Below are 25,549 nucleotides of genomic sequence, written 5' to 3'. Positions count from 1 at the left end.
TTTTTTATTTTCTTTCTGGCCTCATCAATCCTTCTTGAGCCACGGAAGCTACTAGTTTGCCATCTCTTGTAAAAATATTTCCACAAGCAAAACCACGAGCTCCAAAAGAATTTGGGCTTTCTACAGAAAACAACATCCAGTCGTCAAAATCAAAATCACGATAAAACCACATAGAATGATCTAAACTCGCCATTTGAGTATTGCCAAAATGAGCTTTACTTGCATTGGGATATAAACAAGCTGTTAAAATATTATAATCCGAAATATAGGTTAAAATCTGTTGTTTAACCGCTAAAGCTAAATCATTGCTATGACCCTTTAACCTAAACCACACATCAACAATCGGTGGTAGGTCTTCGTTATCAAAGGGGTTTACTACTTGAACCGGTTTAAACTCTATAGGTCGGACTATACTTAAAAAAGCTTTCATCTTTTTTGGCAAAAACCCACCAAATTGATCTAACATATCCGTCCAACTTAACAATTCTTCAGGCTGCTTTATATCCTTCTTTATGGGTATTTGGTGTTCATGCCCTTCTTCTTTTTTATGAAATGAACAAGCCAGTATAAAAATCGTTTTTTCACCTTGATAGGCGGTAACACGCCTTGTTGAAAAACTACCCCCATCACGTATTGTTTGAACATTATACGTAATGGGGATTTCTAAATTTCCTGGTTCTAAAAAATAAGAATGTAATGAATGTAATATACGTTCTTCCGGAACCGTTCTATAGGCCGCATTTAACGATTGCGCCAGTACTTGTCCACCAAAAACATTAGGACTTCCAATGTCTTTACTGATTCCGTTAAAGTTGCCGTTTCCAATATCATCCAATATTAGAACTTTTAATAATTCTTGCGTATCCTTCATGATCGTTTGCTACTTTTAAATTATTGTTTGTTTTTAAACGGGTGTTTTTGTTTAAATGGGGTTGGTTTAATTTTGTTTAAAAACAACTTTAAAATTTTATTTGGTATTGTTTTCTTATGCCGTATGTAGATGGTCATTTCTTGTGGAGTTGCCCCAATAGAACTTTTAATTTCACTTGCCGTTCTTCCAAAATTTATGGTTGTTAATTTCTTGGAGATTCCAAGAGATATGTAATCGTAAAGCATACGCTGATAGATAGCATATTCTTTATTTAAATCATAATTAATACCTACAAAATGGGCATCTAATGAATGTTGATTTATAATTCCTGATGAAAACCCAACCAAGGTGTCTTCTAACCAATATCCTTTAACAAAGTAACTCTCTTTCAAATTTTCTTTAAGGGTCTTATAGGTTGCTAGATTGAAATCCCCTAAATTAAAACTAGCGTTATTAGACACTGTTTTATACAAACTCGTCATCTGAGGTAACAGCTCTTCCATACTGTCGTTAGTGACTTCTTTGACTTGTAAATCGGCACTTTTCATGAGTGCCCTTTTTGCTTTAACTCGAAATTTCGTTTTCATTGAAGCCAAATAGTCATTAAACTCATTCCATTCACTATCTATTTGAAAAAACATATTAGGATCTACTGTAATCGAATAAAAACCTTCGTCGTGCAAATCATTAGTGATAAACAGCGATTCTTCTATAAAATCTTTTATCATAAAAGCATCTATCCCATTTTTCAAGAGTGAGTTGCTAGTTACAAAATACGAGAGTGCTTTCACAAATTGTTTCAACACCTTTCTTTTGTCTTGAGCTGGATGAATAAAAATACCATGCTCTCCTGACACAAAAGTGTTTCCACAGGTAAGTATTTTAAAGGGCTTTTCAGGAGAAAGAATTCTTAGTTTCCTTCCCATACATCGCAGCCATTCAATGGCTGATTGCATATCACTCTGAACACTACCCCAATAAAAATCAACTATTTGGATTGTTGTAAAACCAACAACTTTCTGATTATCGTCTAATAAAATTATATATGCGAACTGTATTTGCGGGTTATTTTTTTCTAAGGCCTCTAAATATTTAGGGTTAAAATAAAAGTTGGTTGCACACTGCAACTCGTCAAATATTTCATGGGGTATCTCGTTTACCGAAGAAAAATAACGAGCATTGGGCGCATTTTTGTTACAGGATAAAATATTCACTAAAGTTATATGTTTTGCGTGTAAATTAATAAAAGTTTAGCAAATACACTATGTATTCATTAATTAATGAAATGCTGTTGTTTTTATGTAGAAATATTCAAGAAAAATATATTTTAGATCTAGTTACCAATACTTTAAATTGATAGTTTAAAGCTATTGTACCCAAACCACTCCTTGTTTCTTTATATTTACTTTTTAAAACCCTCCAAGAAAGAGGCTTCTCATAAGCATCATAAGCAAACTACGCTAGAATAACTCCACTTTAACACCTCTTTATTATAGCTCTGAGAAACGAAGATTCAACGCTAAACCAATATTATACAATCTTTGATGAAACTACTGTAAAATAAAATGATGCTATATTTTTAATAAAAATTAAGCATAGTATTATACCGATTCTTAGGTAACGTTACACAACCATTTCCTTAAAGGCATGCTTGTGTTTTCTAACAGTACAGTAATAGAAAAAATTCAATGTCAAAATTGTATCACCTATAGATCGGCATTTACCATAACAATAGTAGTCGATAAATCAACATCAGATAGTATTACAAAACAGAGGCATTACTGTTTGCAATGCCTCTGTTTTGTAATAGTTATAAACCCTTAATTAGCCCACAATATTAACAATCTTACCCGGTACAATAATTACCTTTTTCGGGCTACGTCCTTGCAGTTGTTGTTGTGTTTTTTCGTGAGCCATTACCGTTTTTTCAATATCTTCCTTGCTCATATCCAATGGTAAATTGAGTTTAAATCGCATTTTCCCATTAAACGAGATAGGATACTCTTTTTCAGATTCTACCAAATACTTCTCTTCAAATTTAGGAAATGAAACAGTCGATATAGATTCGTTATGTCCTAATTGGTTCCATAACTCTTCTGCAATATGCGGTGCATAAGAAGACACCAAGACTAATAATGGTTCTAAAATAGCTCTGCTATTACATTTTTGCGCGGTTAATTCATTTACAGCAATCATAAATGTTGAAACCGACGTGTTGAACGAGAAATTCTCTATATCTTCTTCTACTTTTTTAATGGTTTTATGTAGTGTTTTTAAATTTTCTTTGGTTGGTGCTACATCGGAAACATTCATTCCGTTTTCACCCACATACAACTTCCATAATTTCTTTAAGAATGAGTACACCCCTGATATCCCCGAAGTCTTCCAAGGTTTAAACTGTTCTAGTGGGCCTAAGAACATCTCAAATAAACGCAAACTATCTGCTCCATATGCTGAACATATATCATCTGGGTTGACCACATTAAACCAACGTTTAGACATTTTTTCCACCTCTCTTCCTACAATATATTTACCCTCTTCTAGCACAAATTCAGCCTCAGCGAACTGAGGTTGCCAGTTTTTCAATGCTTCAAGATCTAGCTCATCAGACGAATTGATCAACTTCACATCGACATGAAGTGCCTCTGTTTTATAATTTTCTTTAAGACCTGAAGACACATATGTATTGGTTCCAGAAACTCTGTACACAATGGCAGAAGTTCCTAAAATCATTCCCTGATTAATGAGTTTTTTAGCAAATTCATCAACTGGTAAAAATCCTTTATCAAACAAAAATTTCTGCCAAAAGCGTGCATACAACAAATGCCCCGTTGCATGTTCGGATCCACCAATATACAAGTCAACATCTCTCCAATAATTAACCGCTTCTTTACTTACAAACTCACCTTCATTGGTTGCATCCATGTATCTATTAAAATACCAAGAACTTCCTGCCCATCCTGGCATCGTATTTAACTCTAATGGGAATACATTTTTATTATCTATTCTTGAATTTTCAACAACTTGATTGTTTATGGTATCCCAAGCCCACACCTCAGCGTTTCCTAATGGTGGTTTTCCATCTTCGGTAGGTAAGTATTTTTCTACTTCTGGCAGCACAATTGGTAACTGTTGCGTATCGATCATTTGAGGCATTCCATTTTTGTAATATACTGGAAATGGCTCTCCCCAATAACGTTGGCGGCTAAATACTGCATCGCGCAAACGATAATTTATCTTTCCATATCCAATTCCACGTTGTTCCATTTCGTAGATAATGGTTTTCATCGCTTTTTTATAGGCTAATCCATTGAGCAAATCAGAATTCGCAATGATTGTTTTGTCTTTATCGGCAAATGCTTCTTCTGAGATATCTACTCCTTCAAAAATATTTGGAATCTCTAACCCAAAGTGCTTTGCAAAATCATAATCTCGCTGATCACCACAAGGTACTGCCATAACAGCTCCCGTACCATAACTAGCCAGCACGTAATCTCCAATCCATATAGGAATTTGTTTCCCTGAAAATGGGTGAACTGCATAGGCTCCTGTAAATACTCCAGAAATTGTTTTTACATCTGCCATTCTATCGCGTTCAGAACGCTTTGCTGTAGTTTCAACATAAGCCTCTACCAAAGCACGTTGTTCATCGGTAGTAATTTGAGCAACCAAATCGTGTTCAGGAGCTAACGTCATAAAACTTACACCATAAATAGTATCAGGACGTGTTGTAAACACCTCAATAGAAGCGTCATGATTCTCCACCTGAAACGCTACCATTGCTCCTTGAGATCTGCCGATCCAATTCGTTTGACTATCTTTTAAAGGCTGAGGCCAGTCAATTTTTGCTAAACCATCCAACAATCGTTGTCCATAAGCGGTAATTCTCATAGACCATTGGGTCATTTTCTTTCGGACTACTGGATGCCCTCCTCGTTCTGAAACGCCATTAACAATCTCATCATTAGCTAATACAGTTCCTAAATCTGGACACCAGTTTACCTCTGTATCCGATAAATATGTAAGACGATATTGCAACAGAATTTCTTGTTGCTTTTGCTCAGAAAAAAGCTTCCAATCCTCTGCTGAAAACGACATAATACCCTCATCACAAACTGCATTTACTCCTGTATTTCCTTCTTCTTCAAATTTTGTGATTAAGATTGAAATATCTTCTGCCTTATCAGTATCTTTATTATACCAAGAATTGAACAACTGAATAAAAATCCATTGTGTCCATTTATAGTACGCTGGTTCTGAAGTACGTACTTCGCGTGACCAATCAAATGAAAATCCGATTTTATCCAATTGTCCACGATATGTTTTAATATTCGTTTCAGTAGTAACCGCTGGGTGTTGCCCTGTTTGAATAGCATATTGTTCGGCAGGCAAACCAAAGCTATCATATCCTTGCGGGTGCAATACATTAAATCCCTTATGACGTTTATAACGCGCATAAATATCACTGGCAATATACCCTAATGGATGCCCAACGTGTAACCCTGCTCCTGATGGATAAGGAAACATATCTAACACATAGTATTTCGGCATATCAGCATCGTTACTAGCTTTAAATGTTTGGTTTTTAGCCCAATATTCTTGCCACTTTTTTTCTATCTCTTGATGATTGTATTGCATCTGTAACTTCTTGTTTTAAAGGATGCAAATTTACGGTAATTTCAGGATTATAAAAGTTTTACATACCTCAATTATAACAACATAATAAAATTAGTCTTCAAAAACCTAACTATTTATAAATGAATAGGCCTTGAAACGTTTGTAACCGATAGTATTTAGGTGTGATGCTCTGCAAAAACTGTTGTGGAAAAGTCACAAGAATAAGGGTTGAGAAAAATTGGTTACAATTTATCCCAACCCAAAAGAAGAGTAGTAGTCAGTACACTAATCATTCTTAATCCAAACATTCCGAAAAGTTACCTCCCCTTTTAAGCAACGTTTCTCGGACTTCTCCATTAACACTAAATTCTACAATGTTATTATCACACTTAAATTCTACTTCATAATCTACAATCTGACCAAAATTCATATCAATTGTTAAAAGCTCTCCTGTAGGATAGTATTCGTGTCCTACATTACCCGTATTTGCTTCATCAAACACACCGGAAATACCATAAGTGGTAAAGCGTTTACCTGAGTTAAACGCAAACATTACCCTATCTTCAAAACCTTTAAGAAGCCATTGATCTTTTTCTAGCAAGTCAATTTTATCATGAATAGTTGGGTCCAAAGGCAACTGCTCTTCTGAATCGTTACAACTAACGATAAGGGTTAAAGTCAACATAAATAAAAAGTAAATGATGGAGTGAGTGGATTTTTTCATGTGAGTTCGTTTTTAAAATTACTCCAGCAAATAACCCACTAACTCCTAGTTTATACTAATTTAATTTATTAAAAGGGGATAAATAGGCTTTAAAAAGGAAAAAATAGCGTTGAAAAAATCAAGACTACGTCAAACATGGTATCATTTGAATCCACCATTAATTAACTATATACACATGTTTATTTTTCAATATGGAAATTTTATTCAAAAAAACATAAAAGCGTTTTTGATTTCTCAGGGTTAATCAAATTATCTAGAAAAAAGATGTTCTCTACATATTTAACCACTGTTTAAATTCAGCAGCTTTGTTTTTACTAATAATTATTTCTTCTGGTGTATTCGCGTGTAATACGATTTTTAGTTGTCTATTTCCATACCGTATAATTTTATCAATAGCAGCTATACTAATAATAAACTGTCTATTAGCTCTGAAAAACAATGTTGTATCAAAACCTGCATACATGTCATCTAAGCTAGCGTTAGATGTGGATTTTTTCCCATCGAAACAAACCACATAAGTTATGGTGTTTTCTGTATATACATACGCAATATCATGTATTAAAACAGGCACTAGTTCATTTCTCATATAGGTAAGAATACGTTTTTTGTTTATTTCTGAGGCTTCTAATTGATTCTCACTTCCTTTTTGTTCCACCTTTTGCTTGTACGAAATCAAATCGATATTCAATTTTGACAAATTAATAACTTCAGATGCTAGATCAGAGTTTTTAAGTTCTAGATGTTTTTCATATCGACTGCCAATAATTCTCACTGCAAAAGAAGACAAAACGATCACTAAGACCCCCATAATAAGAAAAATCATATAGAAGTTTCGTTTCAGTTGTTTCATTTGTTCGTGAATGCTATTGATATTGACATTGGCTGCAACTATAAGATCTGAGCTTCGAATGGGGGCAATATGGATAACTTCAGACCTAAATTTGTTAAAACTTTGACCTTTAGAATTAGATACTAATACGTCGTATAAATTGTCTGAGTTGTTTTTTTCTTTTAATGACGATAATAAATTGGGGTTAGAGTTTATCTGTTGTCCTAATTTCGTAATATCGGGATGACAAACCTTTTTACCTGACCAGTCAAAAATCGATATAAACCAGCTATCCGAATTAGTTTTAGATATGGTACTTTGAAGATTTTCTAAAACCGTGTTTCTATCCAATTTATTGATTAATTGAAAATCAATTAACTCTGCCAACTCGTTTGCTTCTCTTTTACTAGATTCTACCTGAACTTCAATTAATTGGTTTGCACTAACCCTTATAAAGTATGAAGAGGCGATTACAGATATGACTAAAAAAACAACGGATATGGATACTATTGTTAAAAAATATAACTTGTCTTTTCTCATTGTTAAAGTTAAAAATCGAAATATAATACTATTATATCATTTTCCATTTGTATGTACCGTTATAAAACGTCCTTTTTCCCTTTCTATTTTAATATAAAAAGAAATCATAGCTACTGCTATTATTGATTTTGCTGTCTTATATAAAGAAAAAATATTCATTTTCTTTTACAGTAAATTCAAACAATAACTAGTATTATTTGGTCTTTAACAGCTTCTTTTTTCCTCCTCAAGCAATAATTCCCCCTTTTCACTCAAATTTGTTCGGAAAATATCATATAATTCATTTTCTTTGAATATCAATTCAGCATACCCCAATGAGTAAAAAGAGGCTACTGTTATTTTTTGTTTTTTCTCTATTGATTCTTTTCATTGGGTACTATTTTTATCAATCGCTATTCATTAAAGATAGATACTCAGAAAACTATTACCCTGAATTAAAAGTGACATCGTTTGAGTTGGTAAACACTTATTTAAACAATGAAGTAAAAGCAAATATTATGTTTACCGATAAAATAATCGAAGTATCTGGATTCATTAAAGAAATAACGTATTTAAATGACCGAAATACTATAATTCTTGAGGGAAACACCCCTAATTCAGGAATTATTTGCGATATTAATGACAGTCAATTACATAAACTAACCTACCTAGAAACCCATCAAATGTTATATGTAACAGGAGAATGCAAAGGTTTTTTAAAAGATGTTATTCTACTAAACTGTTACATAGACACTATTAAAGCTAATGAATAAACTATATCTACTATTAATTCTCGTATCTTTCTTTACCAAACGTGATACGTCTCCAAAACAATTTATTGCCAGACAAGGCCAAATAACCTTTTTCTCGTACGCCTCTGTTGAAAATATTGAAGCTAAAAACAATCAGGTATTAAGTATTCTTGATATTGAAAAAAAAGAAATAGCTGTGAGTATGCTAATGAGAGCCTTTGTGTTTAAAAAAGACTTGATGCATGAGCATTTCAACGAGAGCTATATGGAATCCGATATCTTTCCAAAAGCAACGTTTGAAGGCTTCATAGACGATTTTGATCCTGCAGCAACTACCCCTCAAACCAAAATGATTAAGGGAGTTATGACAATTCGTGGGATTTCTAAAAAGACAATTATCAAAACAACCATTGAAAAAACTAGTGAAGGATATCATGTTTCTGGAGAGTTTAAGATTACCGTTAAAGACTTTGACATTAAAATCCCTCCTATTTTATCTAATAATATTGCCGAGGTTGTCTCTATAAAAATTAATTTCCAATACCTTCCATATGATGAAGAAAATTAAACATATTCTTACCTCAATAGTAGTTGTTTTTTCTTTTGCTATAAATGCTCAGAATTTATTAGATCAACTAGAAAAAGAATTTCCAAAAGAAGCCGTATATGAAATAGCCACTTTTAAAACCACCCGAATAGGTTTGGGGCATTCAATAGAAACACGAAACCAAGGTGCCTTAGAGATTTCTGTATTTAATAGGTTTTGGAACCATGAAGAAGGAACTACTCAACGTTTTTTGGCCGATGAGATAAGTTCTCGGTTTGGTCTTGACTATGCCATTACTAATAATTTGACATTTGGAGTTGGCTATACCAACTTTGACAAAATCTCTGATGCTTTCTTCAAATATACGATTTTAAGGCAACAAAAAAACAGTACGAAAGCACCTATAAGCATGACTCTATTTCAGGGTACCTCTTACAGAAACAAAAAAAAGACGTATAATGATTTGTATAATACAAACACCATTAACACGAATATTTATAGCTTTACAAGTCAACTATTAATCGCTAAAAAGTTCACTACGAAATTCTCAGGACAGCTGAGCCCCACCTACATACATCGAACGAAAAGTATATTCGAGGAACAGCCTAAAAGCCAATATGCCTTAGGAATTGGAGCACGATATAAAGTTGGCGGCCATGTTTCTATTGTTTCTGAATATTATCAAGTATTCAATCCTGTAAAATCCGTTTCGACATATAATCCTTTTCTGATTGGTGTAAATTGGGAGTTGAGTCATTTACTTCTCCAGTTCCAAATTACTAATGCAAGAAATTTTGTGGAAGATGCGTTTATTACACAAACACAAAATAACTTTAATTTTCATGATGGCAATTTTCATTTTGGCTTCAATGCAACCTTCGTATTGCATTTAAGCAAAAATAAATTATAACGTATCACATTTGTAATTTAAATGATTGTATCAAAATGGTGGTTTTTATGGAATTGTTACCGCAAAGCTAGTATTCGTTCCGTTTAAGATACTACACGTGAGTCCGGTTTTTCCGGCATTACCTAGCATTAGCACATATTTTTGCGAGGTATTGGGTTTGTAAAACTCAAGTACATGTGTCGCAGGAGCATATAAATACTCAACAACTTCTTTTAATCCCGCACCAAAATCAAATTGAATTGATGCATCTGTAATTGATAAAATCTCTTTACCAACCGATACCCCCATAAGTTCTCTATATTTTCCAATAAATGTTCGTAAGGGCACTGAATTGAAATACGTAGCTCCAGTAACGAAGGTTTCTTTGCCATTCTCAAATACCATTCCTGAAAAGGATACTACTTTTCCTATATTATAGCTTCGAGAAAAGTTTACATCTAGCACACCTTTAATAACGAGGTTGCCTCCATCAAAAGATGCTACTTCATCAAAAGAATATTCCTTCGAGGTTTTACCATCCATCGATAATGCTATAGTAACAATGGGTACCATAATAGTAAAGACTCTATGTTTTACCATTACTTCAAACTTATAATTTACGGTATTAATTGATAAAAAAGCATTACTATGTACGCTATCCATTACATAATAACCAGACAAATAGATTAACTGTACAGCGTCTATTTGTTCTTCTAACAGTAAATTATCCACGTTATTCTGCGTCGGATTATCAAACTGAACAATTTTTGATGCAAGATCTTTCTGAAGCATTGCAAATTTTTGGATCGGGAGAGAAAATGTATTGGTCATAATTAAAAAGTTTTCATTTCAGTTAACGTTATTCTATTTATCAATAGGCACACAAACACTTAACTAAAAGGCGCTTACATACAAACACCTTATACAACTATAAGCTACATAATTTATAAATCAAATTATTGATTCGTGTAATTTATAGTGATATCAGTTTCAAAAATTGCTAACAGTTGATGAAACTCTTTGTTTAAATTATTGGTAGAAACTAGGTTCAAGTACAACGATTCTCATTTTTTTTATAATTATTACCTTATGAGAATATGCACTTGTGCTAGTTGTTATCTTTTATTACTATATAGAAAGCAAACTATTGAGAAGAAAATTGAAATAAAACGTTACAAATCAAATCGACAACATATTCTTAGCACTAAACTAAAGTTTTAAAATTCTCACAAATTCACAAAAAAGCAAAATTGCACTAGTACTATCTAACTAGAAAAAAAAGAAAAAAGGCTCTCTACTACTAGAACCTTTTAAACAGTCATACTATAACAAAACCTACTACCTATTATATGTTATAGTATTAACATATTGCAATCTACAACTATGTTCAAATTAACACAACGGGCAGTTTCACTGGGATTACACTCAGTATAAACCCTACAATTAACTACTCAGTTTCCCTATCCATAAAATTAAAACTAGAACGACCTAGCTTTAAAATTATTAAAACAATCATCTACTTAATCAATACTTTAGGGTTTTTTTCAATATTTAGATACCTAAATACCCTTAAAAGGCAATAAGGGGTTTCCATTAGAAGACATGCAGGCTTAAACTAGTTAATCTTAAAAAAGGGGGGTAACAAAAAAGTATGGTTAATACCGTTGTCTGCAGATTTTTGATATCACAACTAAAAAAATGCGCTTTTTAGGATCAATTTTAAACTCATTATTCCTAAACAATGAGCAATCTTTACTAAAAAGATGTGCTGTTTTAAAGAAGGCACCTCGGGCTTTATGCGTCTAACAAGAAGTTCACAACCATTTTACAAGATACTTTGTGGGTTTCCTTGAAATACCAAGGTTCTCTTTCTATGGTATACACCTTACTTTTATAAATAAAAACTACAAAGTGCGCGTATTTGTGAAGCTCGAATCTTTTCAATTCACAATTTATTGTGAAACTTTTCTTCAATTATCGGGCAAATAGGCTTTGAAAAAATAGTCTAAATGTTTCTTTTTAGGGATCTCTATTTTATTGGTCGAGATTTACTTTATGTTTCATTTAAACTGTTTATAATAAACCAGAAATAGTTGGTAAATTTTATAAATGCTAATTAGCTTTGAATCACAATAATAAGACCCCATTATTTCTCATAGGTCACATAGTTACGCAAAAACGAAGAGTTTCTTTAAGTAAAAGCCCGTTATGCAATAGCAACTAACGACTTATTAGCGTTATGATTTTGCCCCCCTAATGAAGCTATAATACATAATACGCCGTCTACAGTTTCTTTTTTATTGAAAATTTCAATATTTTTCTTGTGTTTGCTCTATGACAAAAAAATATTTCTATTAACCATTTTTTATAGGAACAGTAACCATTACGGTGCCCCAACCTAAATACATATTAAAGTAATCATCTTCACCATCGAAAGTAATTGAAAATGCCTCTAATGTGTTGTTCAGTTTTGAAACAGTCCCTGGTACACGAACAACATCTTCACTTTCTTTATAAAAATACGCTCCCCATACATTTATTGCACTACTTAAAATTATAGTCCATTCTTTTTCGCCTGGTATCGTAAACAAAGAATACGATCCCGCTTTCACTTCCTTGTCTCCAAAAATTACATCTTTATAAAACGTTATTTCTACCGCTTCATTAGCTCCTGTTCTCCAAACCTTTCCTGCTGGCGCCAACTTAGCAACACTTCTATTTCTTAATTTAGGGCGACTATATATCACTTTCACTGTTTTATCCGACACTCTATAACTGGACGGATAAGAAGCTGCATCCATTGGGCTTTTGTCTAAACCAGAAAACTTTTGTGCTGTTACTTTATTTGAAAATAAAAGAGTTAAGACAGATACAATAACTGGTATGATTAAATTTTTCATGATTCTGCGTTTCTATGAATTATGGTTATGATTTGTCTCCAAATTTAAGACTCCTTACATTAATTTTCATATAAAAAGTTTCAATTTAAACTTCTAAACGGCAAAAAGCATCGTTTATGCTCCCATAAGTTCGGAGTGTTCTTTTAGATTTCAAGCTGATATATTTGAGATATAAAACACAATAAAAGGAGTTTTAGTTTTGATCTTGACAGCACATTAATTCCTAACGGACAAGAACTTGATAATAAACAGAAGTAAAATTGCTAAACTATTCGGAATTGCGGAAATAAGAAAAAGGAACACGTGAATTGATTTCTCATCTGCAGAACCAAGGACACAAAATTCATATTTACACTACATCCTTTCGCAGTAAAAGAAAATAAGACGGACTTTAAAATATTATGGAATAAAAGTAAGCCATATTATAAACGAAAAAGAAAACAGAAAGGCTTTAAAATTTCTAAATATTAACTCTTCAAAGTTTCCGCCAGCATTTGATTTTGATGTACATATTGACGATTTAAAAGGTGTTGCCATTGAGAGTAAAAAATTTAACTTTAAAGCAATTATTGTTGAACCGACTGACAAAAATTGGATTGAAAAAATAAAAAATGCAATAACAAACATTGGGTAATACCCAAGCATGTGATCTACTATATTTTATGTTGAAAACAAAAAACCACACATTGGCACACCCCTTTTTCAATTGCATAAATTTTGTATATTTATACCGGTTCTTAGGTGAAATTACTCCATTATTTCCTCGAAGTCATGATTGTGTTTTACCTACAGATAGACGTTTACCATAAACAATCATAGTCAAAATTAAGATCAGATGGTATACTAAGAAATTGTAATTAAGCAAAGCTTACAACACACATAACAGTGTATTAAAACAAACCCAATGAACAAAACATTAAACCTTCCAAAGAATATAGTCATCTTTGGAATACCACTTCTCATAATTGGATTGATGGTTGTTATCTCTAAATCATCCCTTTATCCTTTACACCCAAATAGTTTGTCAACCGGAATCACATTTGATTTATTACTAACTGTACCTCTTGTATATTTTTTATTAATAAGAAAAACAAGTATTCCAAAAACAACGGTTGTTCCTTTCATGATTTTTGGCATGGTAATATGTTCATTGATACTTCCTATTGAAAATCAATATTACCTGAACCTTTTTAAAACATGGGTGTTTCCCATTGTTGAAGTATCCATTCTATCATTCGTGATATACAACGTTAGGAAAGTAATAAAACGCTACAAATCGCAAAAAAACAATTCGTTTGATTTTTTCACCACGTTGAAAAGTACATGTTATGAAATACTCCCTAAAAGTGCTGTAATTCCTATAGTGACGGAAATTGCAGTATTCTATTATGGGTTTATCAATTGGAAAAGAAGAAAATTAAAAGAAAACGAGTTTTCATACCATAAAGACAGCGGAACAATTACATTGCTAATTGCTATTATATTTATGATTGCTATAGAAACAGTTACTTTACACTTTTTACTCCTAAAATGGAGTAGTATAGCAGCTTGGATCCTAACTTTTTTAAGTATCTATTCTGGAATTCAGATTCTAGGCTTCTTAAAATCAATGTACCAAAGACCCATAGCTATCGAGGGAAACAAATTGCATCTTCGATATGGGGTTATGAACGAAACAACTATTGACTTGGCTATAATTGATAGCATAGAAATTTCTTCTAAAGATATTGAACTGAACAAGCAAACACGAAAATTATCATTTTTGGGAGAATTGGAAAGTCATAATATTATTATTCGATTGAAGGAAGAAAATACATTGGTTGGGCTTTATGGAATAAAGAAAAAATTTAGAGTTTTAGCCTTATATATAGATGACAAACACAAATTTAAAAACACCCTAAACAAGGCCTTATCGCTTTAGCTAATACCCCATAGATTGAAAAACAACCCAACTAAGCTTACATATCCACCTTAAAAACTGTATAAAACAAAACTTTAGTGATCACTGAAAACAAACTTCATATTTTATTGACAGCCTTACTATTGGCAGCTATATCCTGTAGAGAAATCAAAAAACAGGAATCAAAAAATATACTATTTTCTGAAGAAATAACACCAACAGAAAACTACATTTTTTCTACCTTGGTTTCTAAAAAAGGACAACTTGTATTTGAGCAATACTATAACAACAAAACAAAAGATAGTTTATGTAATGTTCAATCATTAACAAAAGGAATTATGAGTGTTCTTGTAGGAATGGCCATTGACAAAGGGTATCTTAAAAATGTAGACGAACCAATAATAACTTACTTTCCTAATGAATTTAAAAATTTGGTAGATGTAACAAAGCGCCAGATAACAATTAAACATCTTTTAAATCAAACTTCTGGGCTTTCATGGAAAGGGTATTTAGAGCACGAAGCTTGGTTAGCAAGTAAAGACCCTATTTTATATGTTTTAAAAAAGGATTTGGAGAATAACCCAGGTGAAAAATACAACTACAATTCTGGAGCAACTCATTTACTTTCAGTAATCATAAGTAAAGCAACGGGTAAAACAACATTAGATTTTGCAAAGAAGTTTTTGTTCGATCATTTAAATATTAATACTCTTGATTGGCAAAAAAGAAATAAAGGATTCTATGATGGTAGCGGCCTTGGACTCAAAATGAAACCAATTGATTTAATGAAAATAGGTCAACTATTAGAAAATAATGGAAGTTGGAACGACACAACAATAGTTTCAGCCAAATGGATTAAAAAATTATTTGACAAAAAAGAAAAACATGAAACTCAATGGGGACTAAGAAGTTCCAAACATGGGTTCTGTTGGTACAAATCTGAACATAAAGGGATTTCTATTGATTACGGAATGGGCTATGGTGGGCAGTTTATAATTCTGATTCCGAGTAAAGAATTAAGTATTGTTGCAACACATAACCATGACACTCCAAACGGGATTGAACAACAAATGATATTTTTAAATGATAAATTGCCTGAACTGATAGAAACATACAGCAATTAATATCAAGACATCGAAAAAATAGCTAATCTTGATTTATCAATAATTTTACATTTACACGCTTCGGATGGTATAAATTCAAAAAAAATATTTAAAAGTGTAACAAATACTATGTTTTTTAATCAAAAGAACACAGATACCAAAAAAACAATAGTATTATGACCAAATTAATTACAATCCTACTAGCTATTACCATAAACACCACTAATAGTTTCGGGGTACATAGAGATGCAAATCTATCCAAAACAACAGCGCCTAAACCTTTTATCATAGAAACCGTTGGACAGGGAAAACCTATTTTCTTCCTTCCCGGGTTTACAACGCCTGGTTCTATCTGGAAAGAAACTGTTGAAAACTTAGCGATAGAAAGAAAATCTTATCTTATTTCATATGCAGGTTTTAATGGAAACAACCCCATAAAAATGCCTTGGTATTCAAGTATCAAAAACTCAATAATTAAATATATAGAAAACAATAATATGACTGATGTCATTATTATTGGTCATAGTATGGGTGGAAATTTAGCGGTTGATATTGCATCTGAATTACCTAATAATATTTCAAAAATAATTATACTGGACGCATTACCTTGTATGCGTGAAGTAATGATGCCCAATATCCCTGCAGAAAGTTTATATTATGATAGCCCATACAATAAACAAATGCTTAACATGAACGAACAACAATTTAGAAATATGGCCGTTAGGATGGCTTCGAACATGACGTTCAACACCAATAAAAAAGAGGTTCTAACAAATTGGATTCTAGAAGCCGACAGAAAAACTTGGGTTTATGGATATACCGATTTATTAAAACTCGACTTAAGAAATATTTTAGGTAAGGTGCAATGTGAAACTTTAATATTAGGTGCATCTTTTCCTGATGTACAAAAAGCAAAAGAAAACTATGAAAATCAATATACAAACTTATCGAACAAAACCATAATAATGTCATCTAACAGTAAACACTTCTTAATGTTTGATCAACCAGAGTGGCTTTATAAAACTGTAAACGAATTTTTGATCAATGAAAAAAAGTAATAACGAACCTTTTGAAACAATTTATCGCCAACACCACCCTATGGTTTTACAAATGTGTTTGGGATTTGTTAAAGGAGATAAAGATATTGCCAATGATTTGTCTCAAGAAGTTTTTATGAGTGTATGGAAAAACTTAGATAAATTTAGAGGAGCCTCATCATACAAAACTTGGATTTACAGAATAACGGTAAATACCTGTTTACAACATGTAAAAAAAGATAAAAAAGAAAGAACAATTTCAACATTAGACATAGAAAATCAAACATCTATTATAGCGCCTGAAAAAACTATAAATCACAATGTCTCCAAACTATACAAAGCCATTGGAGAATTAAAAAAAATAGATAGATTAATCATTATGATGGTTCTAGAAAACCAAGATTATGATAGTATATCAGAAGTTATTGGGATAAAACCTACCAACGTAAGAGTTAAAATCCATAGAATAAAAAAACGTCTTGAAACAATTTTAAAAAACAACACAAATGAGTAGCGATTTTAAAGAACTGCAAAATAACTGGGAAAACAGCAAAAAACATCTTGATCTTTCTGCTATAGACTTTGATCGTTTTTATATTAAAATAAAGAGAAAAGAAAAAGAAAATTACGTTTTCTATTATGGCACTATTACCACATTATTATTCACGCTTATAGCCATTTCTCTATTCTTTTATTATGTTGCCCCGGTAAAAGAAATGTTAAGTAGAATAGGTGCAGGATTCATGATTTTTGGTTTGATGTTTAGAATTTTCATCGAAATAATTAGTATTTATAAAGCCAAACAAATAAACAACCTTGATAACACTTTAAAAACAGCGGAAAATACTATCCATTTTCATCAATTTAGAAAAACAATTCACACGATAATCGCTCCTATAATTATTGGATTATATACTATTGGTTTTTATATGATTACACCTGAATTCAGTTTGTATCTGGAATTTTGGAATGTCGTGTTAATGGACATTTCGTATGTAGTAATTGGCATCATCCTTTTTATTGTAATTAGAAAAGGAGTTAAAAAAGAAATGCAAAAACTTACCGAGATTATCAAATTAAAAAAAGAAATCATCGAATAAAAATCAGCAAGGAAAAAAGACGTTTTATTACGGTAAATTCAAATGGTATTAATTACCGATGATTAGTTGGAACCTTTTATTCAACGAAACGAAATTAAAAAATGATTTCAACTAATCATCGGTATAAAACACAAGCATGACTGCAAGGAAATGGTTGTGTAATACGATTTACAAAGATTTGTTCTCTAAAACTTTCACCTGCTTTGATGTTAACAACTCATAAAACAACAACACTAGTAGGCTCATTCCAAAGAGTGGTAGTATGATACCAAGCACTGCTAATACGACAATTACTACCCTACCCAATGTAAAGTTTTTAGCAACTCTGGGTAGCCCCAGCTTTCCTTTTGGCTTTCGAAGAAAATACGAAATAATGGCTCCAATACTCATAAACATTAACAGGATAGCAACCCCAAACATTAACCACCAATTCCAACCACCAAACTGTCCTTGATGAAATGCCATTAACCAAAGCCTTGCCTTCATCAATATCCCAATATCACTCCAACTATGCGTTTTGATAAGTTTTCCTGAATATTGATCAAAATGTATTTTCTTTTGTGCCTTTAAATTGAACGTTTCATTAAAAACACTAAAAGTACTTTGGAGTGATTGCGGCAAGTCAATATTAATAATGCCAACCAAATGTTGTTCCCTTGCTATCTCCACCATTTCATCGAGAGTTAACGGGGTTTTACCAACACCAGAACTTAAACCACTACCATTCCAGGTTTTTGGATACCCTGTATGAGATACTTTTTGTAACCATGTAAACCCACTCCCAAAAACATCCGTCCATGGCAATCCTCCTGCCAGTGTTAATAGTAATAATCCTGACATCCAAAATCCTATTACTGCATGTAAGTCTCTAAAAAAAAATCTTCTTCCTTCTTTTAATCGGATAGTAAAAACCCCTTTTATCCCTCCCTGAGATGGCCACCAAATATACAGGCCTGTTAGAATGAGTACTACCATCCAACACGCAACCAATTCAACGATTTTTGTCCCCACCTTTCCTCCTAATAATTCACCGTGTAGCTTCCTCACCGTATACATCCATGTATCTTTTGGAGTAAATGTTCCTGTAACAGTCCCCGTATAAGGATTGATAAACACTGATTTCTTATGACTAAACTTACCTGATGAAAATTCTGTGCACTTATCATCATCATTTGACAGCACCATGGTTTTAGGCAGCCCATGCATTTGTAGTTTTGCGATTTCCCATTGATCTTGATACGACATAGCAACGCTTCCATTTTGTATACTTTGCAGTGTGTCTTTCGCTTGTTTTTCTACTGTTGGGTTAAACAAATAAATAGCTCCTGTTATTGATAATATCAGTACAAAAGGGAGTGATACCAATCCAGCAATAAAATGCCATTTCCACAACCATTGGTTTAATTTTTTATTTTTCATTCTTTAAAATTTATTCAGCATCATTAAAAAGTATAGTGCATACCAAAATGAAATGCCAAGGGGTTTCCAATAGTATAAGTGTTTTGTTTGCTCCATTTATTATAGGAAGCTCTTACCGCATATATTTCGTTAAAAACATTAAGCGCTTGCCCCCATAATTCGACTTTTCTAAAGGTATAGCTAGCCTTAAGATTAAACACATTATGCCCCTTGTATACAGACGTACCAAGAATAGTACTTCCCATATCATCAACACCAGTGGCTGCCTGCCCCTCAAAACTTGTATTGTATACACCAACTTGTTCATGTTCTAAGGTTAGTAATAAGCTTTCAATGGGCCTATAATTAACCGAAGTAGTAGCGATGTAATTAGGGGCCGTTTGCATCTCAGTATTGGAATAATCAATATTATTATCAAAAAAAGAAAGGTATTTGTGCGATGCATAACTCCCACTATAGCGAATATCTGTTTTATCATTCATGGTATATGCAATACCTAGCTCAATTCCTTTAGATCGGGTTTTCCCCGCATTTTTTTGAATAAAATTACCCCAATCATCTCTTATGGAAATCAATCGGTCTATTCCGTCCAATTGATATACAGCCAGATCAATTTTTAATTTTGACGGCATCATAAAATATCCTCCTATTTCGTAGTTATGGAATGTTGCTGGTTGTAAAGAGAAAGCACTCCCTGTAGCATTTTTTCCATTTCTAAACAAGGTTGCAATTTGAGGAGGTGTAAACCCCTTAGCATAGTTTGAATATACCCCTGTATTTCTGCTGATGTTTAGGTTTACCCCAAGTTTCGGAGCCCAGTTTGTATATGTAACCTTTGTATCAATAACTCCTGAATTACCTTCATCTAAGTTATCGTAATCATAAGTAAATCCATCATAACGAATCGCTCCGGTTAACGTAACTTTATCTAAAGGTGTTATTTCAAATTGAGCGTACCCAGCATAATTAAAAATGTCTGCTTGATAATTTAAAATATAGTCTCCGTTTCTCAGCGTATAATTCGTATTCTTAGCGGTATCTGGATTTACCACGACATCAATTTCCTCTGCCTTGTAGTTCTGAGGTGTAAAATCAGCAGTAGTACCAACAACCAATCTAGCTTTTGAAAAATTCAAATCGATTTTATGCTGAACCAAGCCTACATAACTCTTAAACTTATTTGAATTTATTTCTCCATTACCAGTTCCATCGAGCACTCCATTGACTCTGTTCTGTTTAATTCGATAGGAAGGTATTTGATTCATTTCATTATTTCTGAACACAACATTAAACGATGTTTTATGGTTATCATTCCAAGTTTTATCCAACGTTGAACGAAATCGGAATGCTATAGCTTCGCGTTCTGTAAATGTTTGGTCACTCTTATAACTTGCATCAAAATAATTCTGTTCCGAAATTGATCCAGACATATCAGAACGGTAATCTATGTAGGTAATATTATTTGTCCATCTCAAATTGGGAGAGAAATCATTTACATTCTTAAAAGAGACCGCAGTTTTTTCGTAGTTCGAATGTTCAACTGGGCCATTGTTCCTTTTTACATGATGTGTTCCGATATAGAACCCGTATTTTTCATTTGTTGTTGTAGAAGTTTCTAATTCATACCTTGTTAAACCTAGGTCATTGATTTGAAACCCTAATGAACCTCCAAATTTTGTACTCGGGTCCTTAGTTATAAAATTGAAGCTTCCCCCAATCGCTTCGCTACCATAAATACTAGAGGCAGGTCCTTTTACAAGCTCAACTCTGTTGAATACGGTAGTATTCATTTCTAAAAGTGCATTATGATTAAAAACGGCTACAGGTCTTATCGGTATTCCATCTTCAAGATATAGGAATAGTGATTTTGTTGATATTGGTGATCGGGTTGCCATAAAATGCTGCTCATTACTAGCGGCTTTAGAGGTACTCATCAATACACCTGAAATCTGATTTACTAATTGTTCTATCCCAAAAGCGTTGGTTTCTTTTATTTGAGACGCTGTAAGCAAACCTATTGAAGCAGGGACTTCTTGTCTTTTTTGGATTTCTCTACTTGCTGAAATAACAACTTCCTCAAGACTCTCTGTTGCTTGATCTAACACTATGATGCTAATTGTAGATTTTAAAAGCACCTTTTTGGTTTGATAACCAATCATGGATACTGTTACTTCATTGGTTTCAAGTTGTATGGTGAAATTTCCGTACGAATCTGACATCGTTCCCTTATTCATATCTAGTGTTGAACTAATTGTAGCATCTATTAACGGTACATTTTCCTGATTAACCACCTTACCATTAAACGTAGTTTGTGCGGTTGTAGTAATCGCCATAAATAAAACGACAATTACTACTATTACATATGATTTTTTCATTGTTTTATATTGTTGACACACCATAGAAAACCAACTTATTCCTACTAATAACAGCTGATTTCTATAATATCTTCATTCATTTTTTGTTTAGAATTTACCCAATTTGCAATGGTTGTGATCACAATAAAAGTCACCTCTTTATTATAAAAAAAATGATGATCATTGTCATGTATCATAATTTCTACATACAAATTAGGATAGCGAATAACGTACGTATCATTAACTTTAATGATATGCAAGCAAGTTTTATATGTAATACCATTATGAATTCAAATCACCATAACACAAGCTCTTTCCTTTCGCTACTGTATTATAAAAGAAACTATTAACTAATACTATGCTTGATTTCTATAGAGAAAAATTATCATTTTGCTCTACAGCCAGATCGATTGAAGTTTTAACCCAAAACGGAATAGGAATAGAAAAAATGCAACCTTAAAACGGTATGATTTCAAATCATATATGGTATATATAACAATGAAACAGTAGGCGGATGAAATACTTCTTGGTTGAATTGGTAGCCGTAGTTTGATGTATAGAAAAATTGGCTGCTTTGCGCTAAAGTCAAGTTCTCATTATTTTCCAGATGTAGAATATTTACAAAACCTATTGGATATTCTTCCATGGATATTTGTAGCGATTTGTAATCGTTTTCTTGCTGTCTTTCCAGTTCTTTCATTAACTGACACTTCCCCTTACAGCTCATTTCTGGTTTGTCTTTATTTATACACAAGACTTTAGAAATGTAATCGTAGTTAATGGCATACTCTACATAGGGTGCTACAGGTCTTAACATAGCAACTAAGTATAGAAATACAAAAAGATAAACTGTTGTTGTTTTTAACAAACCGAAGTGCCTTTACATGATACAAAAATAACGAGCTCTCTTGATCAGACAAAACATTTTTTTGATTTTTTATTTTTATTTATTCTTAATAACTTATATTTGCACAGAATTTTTAGAAAAAAGCATGATTGTTTTTTATACTGATACTAAAAAAGTTACGTCTGTTGTTTCAATGAAAACAGTGCAAAAAAGCGCCGTTTGTGAATCTACATGTAGTTCTAACTGCATAAAGCCTAAAAGTAAATGCTGTAATAAATACCAAAAAAAAGGCATCAACTGTAAGCGATGCCCTTTAACTTTTGACTTAAAAGCTGTTTCTTAATTTCTTATTCTACTTTTAACAAGAAGTAATTTTTCCTTCCTCTTTGTAGTAAAACATATTTATTTGCTATCAAATTATTTGCCGTGATTTTAAAATCTTCTTTGACTTTTTCCTTATTTACGGCAATTGAATTTTCTTTTAAAGCTCTACGCGCATCACCATTAGATTTTAAAAAACCTGTTTTAGCCGCTAAAGCTCCAATCATATCTAGCCCTTCTTCTATATCTAACGATGAAACTTCAGCCTGCGGAACACCATCAAATACATCTAAAAATGTTTGCTCATCTAAACTTTTTAAATCTTCGGCTGTTGATTTTCCAAACAAAATATTTGATGCCGCTATTGCTTTTTCTAATTCTTCTTTCGAGTGTACAAAAATAGTTACCTCTTCTGCTAATTTTTTCTGCAAAACTCTTTGATGTGGTGCTTCTTTATGCTCTTCTATTAACGAATCAATTGTTTCTTTATCTAAAAAGGTGAAAATTTTAATATATTTCTCGGCATCTTCATCAGAAGTATTTAGCCAAAATTGATAAAACTTATAAACCGATGTTTTAGCGGTATCCAACCAAACATTCCCACCTTCTGATTTACCAAACTTAGAGCCGTCTGCTTTGGTGATTAATGGGCATGTTGCTGCAAAGGCTTTTGCTTCTTCACCTACATTCATTCTTCTTACCAATTCAGTACCTGTGGTGATATTCCCCCATTGATCAGAACCTCCCATTTGTAGTTTACAATTATATGCTTTGAATAAATGGTAAAAATCGTATCCTTGAATTAACTGATAAGTAAACTCTGTAAAACTCATACCACCTCCTGATTCTGCAGAAATACGTTTCTTTACAGAATCTTTTGCCATCATATAGTTCACTGTGATCCTCTTACCTACATCTCTAGCAAAATCGATAAACGAGAAATCCTTCATCCAATCATAATTATTCACCAAAATTGGTGAATTCACCTGTCCGTTATCGAAGTCTAAAAAACGACCTAAGGTTCTTTTTATTCCTGCTACATTGTTAGCTAAGGCCTCTTCATTTAACAAATTTCGCTCATCAGATTTTCCTGAGGGATCTCCAATCATTCCTGTCGCTCCACCAACTAAAGCAATTGGCTTATGCCCTGCTTTCTCTATATGCACCAATAAAATAATTGGCACTAAACTACCAATATGTAATGAATCAGATGTTGGATCAAAACCAATATACGCAACTGTCATTTCTTTCTGCAATTGCTCTTCAGTTCCTGGCATTATATCGTGAATCATTCCACGCCAACGTAATTCGTTAACTAAATTCTTAGTCATATCTTTGTGTTTTAAAGCCACAAAGATACATTTATAAGATAAAAAAATTCTATTTTCGTTCTATGATTTTAGTTACTGGAGGAACAGGTTTAGTGGGTTCGCATCTTTTGTATCATTTGACACTTACAAATGATCGTATTTTAGCTACTTATAGAACCAAAAACCGCATAAAAAATGTTGAAAAAGTATTTTCATACTACACAAAAGAAGGGAAGCCTTTATTAAAAAAAATCACATGGATTCAGGCTGATATTACGGATATCCCCTCTCTTGATGTGGTGTTTTCACATCCAATTACCCAAGTTTATCACTGTGCAGCACTGATCTCTTTTGATCCGAGAGATTATAAAAAAATGAGAAGAATCAATATTGACGGCACTGCCAACATTGTTAACTTTTGTATTCATCACACTATTAAGAAGCTATGTTTTGTAAGTTCTATTGCTGCTGTAGGTGACTCTATAAACGGCGCTCCCATAAATGAAGAAGATGAATGGGTTGATGTAGGAGAAAGTCATGGTTACGCCATTACAAAATATGGTGCAGAAATGGAAGTTTGGCGAGCCAGTCAAGAAGGAATAGAGGTTGTCATTGTAAACCCAGGGGTGATTTTAGGAAGTGGTTTTTGGAATGAAGGTTCAGGGAAATTATTTACCCAAATATACAACGGATTTAAATTTTACACAGAGGGTGTTACAGGGTTTGTAAGTGTAAAAGATGTGGTTAATGCGATGATTCAACTTACTAATTCTAGGATTAAAAACGAACGTTTCATTTTAGTTTCTGAAAACAAATCATTCAAAAACATTCTTTTTAATATCGCTAATAGTTTTGATAAAAAACCGCCTTCTATAAGAATTGGAAAAATAGCAACCGCTATTTTTTGGAGATTAGATTGGGTCATTACTAAAATCGCTAGAAAAACACCTCTTTTAACAAAGCATTCCGCTAAATCGTCCCATAGTACATCGTACTACTCATCTGACAAAATCATAACAGCTCTAGACTTTAGCTTTGCGCCTATTGATGCAGTTGTTCAAGAAATTTGTAAAGATTACCTCTTTGACTCCAACAACTTCTTCTCCGATTTCACTTTGCCTAAATCTAAACTTCTCTGATTAGGGGCTTTTAATAACATCGGCTTTGGCTTGTCTAAAGAATCCTTAATACGTTTTTGTTCTGCGTATATTTTGTGTAAGCTATCGATATTCTTTTTTACGGTTATAAGCATTTCAGAATATTCATCTACTCTTGAAGTATAATACTTATTACTCACATGAAATCTGGTCGTATCTATTTTATATTTCTCATATACTAGCGTCATATAATTAGACTCCATTTTTAAGAACTTATTTTTATTGTTTTTGGCTGATGTTGCCAAATACATATCTGTTAATAAGTTCACCATAGAATCTTTAGGTATTAAATTTTTAGGCTTCTTATAGATGGTATTACTTGTACAAGAAATCATAAAAACTAGGATAAAGAC

Annotated in this window: 21 protein-coding genes; 9 read left to right on the top strand and 12 right to left on the bottom strand. The window is 32.7% G+C overall.

Translation table 11 applies throughout. The annotated features are described in order from the left end of the window. Positions 1-4 precede the first annotated feature (4 nt). The 5 genes from AC2TDS_RS12890 to AC2TDS_RS12870 form a co-directional block, all read right to left on the bottom strand. Positions 5-871: an acyl-CoA thioesterase gene (locus tag AC2TDS_RS12890; RefSeq protein ID WP_484735989.1), complete on the bottom strand. Its 867-nt coding sequence runs from the start codon at positions 869-871 to the stop codon at positions 5-7. 20 nt (positions 872-891) lie between these two features. Further along, positions 892-2,085, bottom strand: coding sequence for a GNAT family N-acetyltransferase (locus tag AC2TDS_RS12885; RefSeq protein WP_484735988.1), 1,194 nt, complete (start codon positions 2,083-2,085; stop codon positions 892-894). Between the two features lie 610 nt (positions 2,086-2,695). Beyond that, a complete protein-coding gene (leuS, locus tag AC2TDS_RS12880) occupies positions 2,696-5,509 on the bottom strand; it encodes a leucine--tRNA ligase (protein WP_484735987.1) in 2,814 nt (937 codons plus the stop codon). Positions 5,510-5,783: 274 nt separating this feature from the next. After that, the gene (locus AC2TDS_RS12875) at positions 5,784-6,212 is read right to left on the bottom strand and encodes a hypothetical protein (protein WP_484735986.1); all 429 of its coding nucleotides are present in this window, start codon (positions 6,210-6,212) and stop codon (positions 5,784-5,786) included. Positions 6,213-6,483: 271 nt separating this feature from the next. Beyond that, positions 6,484-7,581: a LytR/AlgR family response regulator transcription factor gene (locus AC2TDS_RS12870; protein WP_484735985.1), complete on the bottom strand. Its 1,098-nt coding sequence runs from the start codon at positions 7,579-7,581 to the stop codon at positions 6,484-6,486. 314 nt (positions 7,582-7,895) lie between these two features. Between AC2TDS_RS12870 and AC2TDS_RS12865 the strand changes: the two genes are divergently transcribed. From AC2TDS_RS12865 to AC2TDS_RS12855, 3 genes are read left to right on the top strand one after another with little or no spacing between them, the layout of a single operon-like run. Further along, on the top strand, positions 7,896-8,333 hold the full coding sequence (locus AC2TDS_RS12865) for an OB-fold protein (protein ID WP_484735984.1): 438 nt from the start codon (positions 7,896-7,898) through the stop codon (positions 8,331-8,333). Continuing rightward, positions 8,326-8,880, top strand: coding sequence for a YceI family protein (locus AC2TDS_RS12860; RefSeq protein WP_484735983.1), 555 nt, complete (start codon positions 8,326-8,328; stop codon positions 8,878-8,880). Before AC2TDS_RS12865 ends, AC2TDS_RS12860 begins: the two co-directional genes overlap by 8 nt. Beyond that, positions 8,864-9,769, top strand: coding sequence for a DUF5777 family beta-barrel protein (locus AC2TDS_RS12855; protein ID WP_484735982.1), 906 nt, complete (start codon positions 8,864-8,866; stop codon positions 9,767-9,769). Before AC2TDS_RS12860 ends, AC2TDS_RS12855 begins: the two co-directional genes overlap by 17 nt. A 45-nt stretch (positions 9,770-9,814) precedes the next feature. On the opposite strand, the gene AC2TDS_RS12850 is transcribed toward AC2TDS_RS12855, so the two are convergent. Together AC2TDS_RS12850 and AC2TDS_RS12845 are read right to left on the bottom strand one after the other, a co-directional pair. Further along, the gene (locus AC2TDS_RS12850; protein ID WP_484735981.1) at positions 9,815-10,579 is read right to left on the bottom strand and encodes a hypothetical protein; all 765 of its coding nucleotides are present in this window, start codon (positions 10,577-10,579) and stop codon (positions 9,815-9,817) included. Between the two features lie 1,523 nt (positions 10,580-12,102). Beyond that, complete coding sequence (locus AC2TDS_RS12845; RefSeq protein WP_484735980.1) at positions 12,103-12,648, bottom strand: DUF2911 domain-containing protein; 546 nt, start codon at positions 12,646-12,648, stop codon at positions 12,103-12,105. 904 nt (positions 12,649-13,552) lie between these two features. On the opposite strand from AC2TDS_RS12845, the gene AC2TDS_RS12840 reads away from it, so the two are divergent. The 5 genes from AC2TDS_RS12840 to AC2TDS_RS12820 all read left to right on the top strand — a co-directional run bounded on the left by AC2TDS_RS12840 (position 13,553) and on the right by AC2TDS_RS12820 (position 17,788). Beyond that, complete coding sequence (locus AC2TDS_RS12840) at positions 13,553-14,569, top strand: hypothetical protein (RefSeq protein WP_484735979.1); 1,017 nt, start codon at positions 13,553-13,555, stop codon at positions 14,567-14,569. 77 nt (positions 14,570-14,646) lie between these two features. Next, the gene (locus AC2TDS_RS12835) at positions 14,647-15,672 is read left to right on the top strand and encodes a serine hydrolase domain-containing protein (RefSeq protein WP_484735978.1); all 1,026 of its coding nucleotides are present in this window, start codon (positions 14,647-14,649) and stop codon (positions 15,670-15,672) included. Positions 15,673-15,827: 155 nt separating this feature from the next. Next, a complete protein-coding gene (locus tag AC2TDS_RS12830) occupies positions 15,828-16,709 on the top strand; it encodes an alpha/beta fold hydrolase (RefSeq protein WP_484735977.1) in 882 nt (293 codons plus the stop codon). Further along, positions 16,696-17,202, top strand: a complete 507-nt coding sequence (locus tag AC2TDS_RS12825; RefSeq protein ID WP_484735976.1) for an RNA polymerase sigma factor — start codon at positions 16,696-16,698, stop codon at positions 17,200-17,202. Before AC2TDS_RS12830 ends, AC2TDS_RS12825 begins: the two co-directional genes overlap by 14 nt. Beyond that, entirely contained in the window at positions 17,195-17,788 is a 594-nt protein-coding gene (locus tag AC2TDS_RS12820; RefSeq protein WP_484735975.1) for a hypothetical protein, read from the top strand. The genes AC2TDS_RS12825 and AC2TDS_RS12820 overlap by 8 nt, the downstream gene beginning before the upstream one ends. A gap of 168 nt (positions 17,789-17,956) precedes the next feature. Here AC2TDS_RS12820 and AC2TDS_RS12815 read toward each other — a convergent pair whose 3' ends face one another. From AC2TDS_RS12815 to tyrS, 4 genes are all read right to left on the bottom strand, one after another. Continuing rightward, on the bottom strand, positions 17,957-19,207 hold the full coding sequence (locus AC2TDS_RS12815; protein WP_484735974.1) for a PepSY-associated TM helix domain-containing protein: 1,251 nt from the start codon (positions 19,205-19,207) through the stop codon (positions 17,957-17,959). A gap of 23 nt (positions 19,208-19,230) precedes the next feature. Further along, positions 19,231-21,582: a TonB-dependent receptor gene (locus AC2TDS_RS12810; RefSeq protein ID WP_484735973.1), complete on the bottom strand. Its 2,352-nt coding sequence runs from the start codon at positions 21,580-21,582 to the stop codon at positions 19,231-19,233. A 451-nt stretch (positions 21,583-22,033) separates the two neighbouring features. Beyond that, complete coding sequence (locus AC2TDS_RS12805; protein ID WP_484735972.1) at positions 22,034-22,378, bottom strand: hypothetical protein; 345 nt, start codon at positions 22,376-22,378, stop codon at positions 22,034-22,036. Between the two features lie 377 nt (positions 22,379-22,755). Beyond that, complete coding sequence (gene tyrS, locus AC2TDS_RS12800) at positions 22,756-24,060, bottom strand: tyrosine--tRNA ligase (protein ID WP_484735971.1); 1,305 nt, start codon at positions 24,058-24,060, stop codon at positions 22,756-22,758. Between the two features lie 62 nt (positions 24,061-24,122). Between tyrS and AC2TDS_RS12795 the strand changes: the two genes are divergently transcribed. Next, a complete protein-coding gene (locus tag AC2TDS_RS12795; protein ID WP_484735970.1) occupies positions 24,123-25,178 on the top strand; it encodes an NAD-dependent epimerase/dehydratase family protein in 1,056 nt (351 codons plus the stop codon). Here the strand turns inward: AC2TDS_RS12795 and AC2TDS_RS12790 are convergent. After that, positions 25,115-25,531, bottom strand: a complete 417-nt coding sequence (locus AC2TDS_RS12790) for a DUF4296 domain-containing protein (protein WP_484735969.1) — start codon at positions 25,529-25,531, stop codon at positions 25,115-25,117. The genes AC2TDS_RS12795 and AC2TDS_RS12790 overlap by 64 nt on opposite strands. Positions 25,532-25,549: the final 18 nt, after the last annotated feature.

Source organism: Tenacibaculum profundicola (assembly GCF_057220795.1).
Note: the sequence above shows the minus strand (reverse complement) of the source record. Positions and strands in the feature narration are given on the sequence as shown.

Excerpts from the sequence above, each read along its gene's own strand:
- AC2TDS_RS12890 (WP_484735989.1), bottom strand. The coding sequence starts at position 871 with ATGAAGGATACGCAAGAATTATTAAAAGTTCTAATATTGGATGATATT.
- leuS (WP_484735987.1), bottom strand. The coding sequence starts at position 5,509 with ATGCAATACAATCATCAAGAGATAGAAAAAAAGTGGCAAGAATATTGG.
- AC2TDS_RS12875 (WP_484735986.1), bottom strand. The coding sequence starts at position 6,212 with ATGAAAAAATCCACTCACTCCATCATTTACTTTTTATTTATGTTGACT.
- AC2TDS_RS12870 (WP_484735985.1), bottom strand. The coding sequence starts at position 7,581 with ATGAGAAAAGACAAGTTATATTTTTTAACAATAGTATCCATATCCGTT.
- AC2TDS_RS12865 (WP_484735984.1), top strand. The coding sequence starts at position 7,896 with ATGAGTAAAAAGAGGCTACTGTTATTTTTTGTTTTTTCTCTATTGATT.
- AC2TDS_RS12860 (WP_484735983.1), top strand. The coding sequence starts at position 8,326 with ATGAATAAACTATATCTACTATTAATTCTCGTATCTTTCTTTACCAAA.
- AC2TDS_RS12855 (WP_484735982.1), top strand. The coding sequence starts at position 8,864 with ATGATGAAGAAAATTAAACATATTCTTACCTCAATAGTAGTTGTTTTT.
- AC2TDS_RS12850 (WP_484735981.1), bottom strand. The coding sequence starts at position 10,579 with ATGACCAATACATTTTCTCTCCCGATCCAAAAATTTGCAATGCTTCAG.
- AC2TDS_RS12845 (WP_484735980.1), bottom strand. The coding sequence starts at position 12,648 with ATGAAAAATTTAATCATACCAGTTATTGTATCTGTCTTAACTCTTTTA.
- AC2TDS_RS12840 (WP_484735979.1), top strand. The coding sequence starts at position 13,553 with ATGAACAAAACATTAAACCTTCCAAAGAATATAGTCATCTTTGGAATA.
- AC2TDS_RS12830 (WP_484735977.1), top strand. The coding sequence starts at position 15,828 with ATGACCAAATTAATTACAATCCTACTAGCTATTACCATAAACACCACT.
- AC2TDS_RS12825 (WP_484735976.1), top strand. The coding sequence starts at position 16,696 with ATGAAAAAAAGTAATAACGAACCTTTTGAAACAATTTATCGCCAACAC.
- AC2TDS_RS12820 (WP_484735975.1), top strand. The coding sequence starts at position 17,195 with ATGAGTAGCGATTTTAAAGAACTGCAAAATAACTGGGAAAACAGCAAA.
- AC2TDS_RS12815 (WP_484735974.1), bottom strand. The coding sequence starts at position 19,207 with ATGAAAAATAAAAAATTAAACCAATGGTTGTGGAAATGGCATTTTATT.
- AC2TDS_RS12810 (WP_484735973.1), bottom strand. The coding sequence starts at position 21,582 with ATGAAAAAATCATATGTAATAGTAGTAATTGTCGTTTTATTTATGGCG.
- AC2TDS_RS12805 (WP_484735972.1), bottom strand. The coding sequence starts at position 22,378 with ATGTTAAGACCTGTAGCACCCTATGTAGAGTATGCCATTAACTACGAT.
- tyrS (WP_484735971.1), bottom strand. The coding sequence starts at position 24,060 with ATGACTAAGAATTTAGTTAACGAATTACGTTGGCGTGGAATGATTCAC.
- AC2TDS_RS12795 (WP_484735970.1), top strand. The coding sequence starts at position 24,123 with ATGATTTTAGTTACTGGAGGAACAGGTTTAGTGGGTTCGCATCTTTTG.
- AC2TDS_RS12790 (WP_484735969.1), bottom strand. The coding sequence starts at position 25,531 with ATGATTTCTTGTACAAGTAATACCATCTATAAGAAGCCTAAAAATTTA.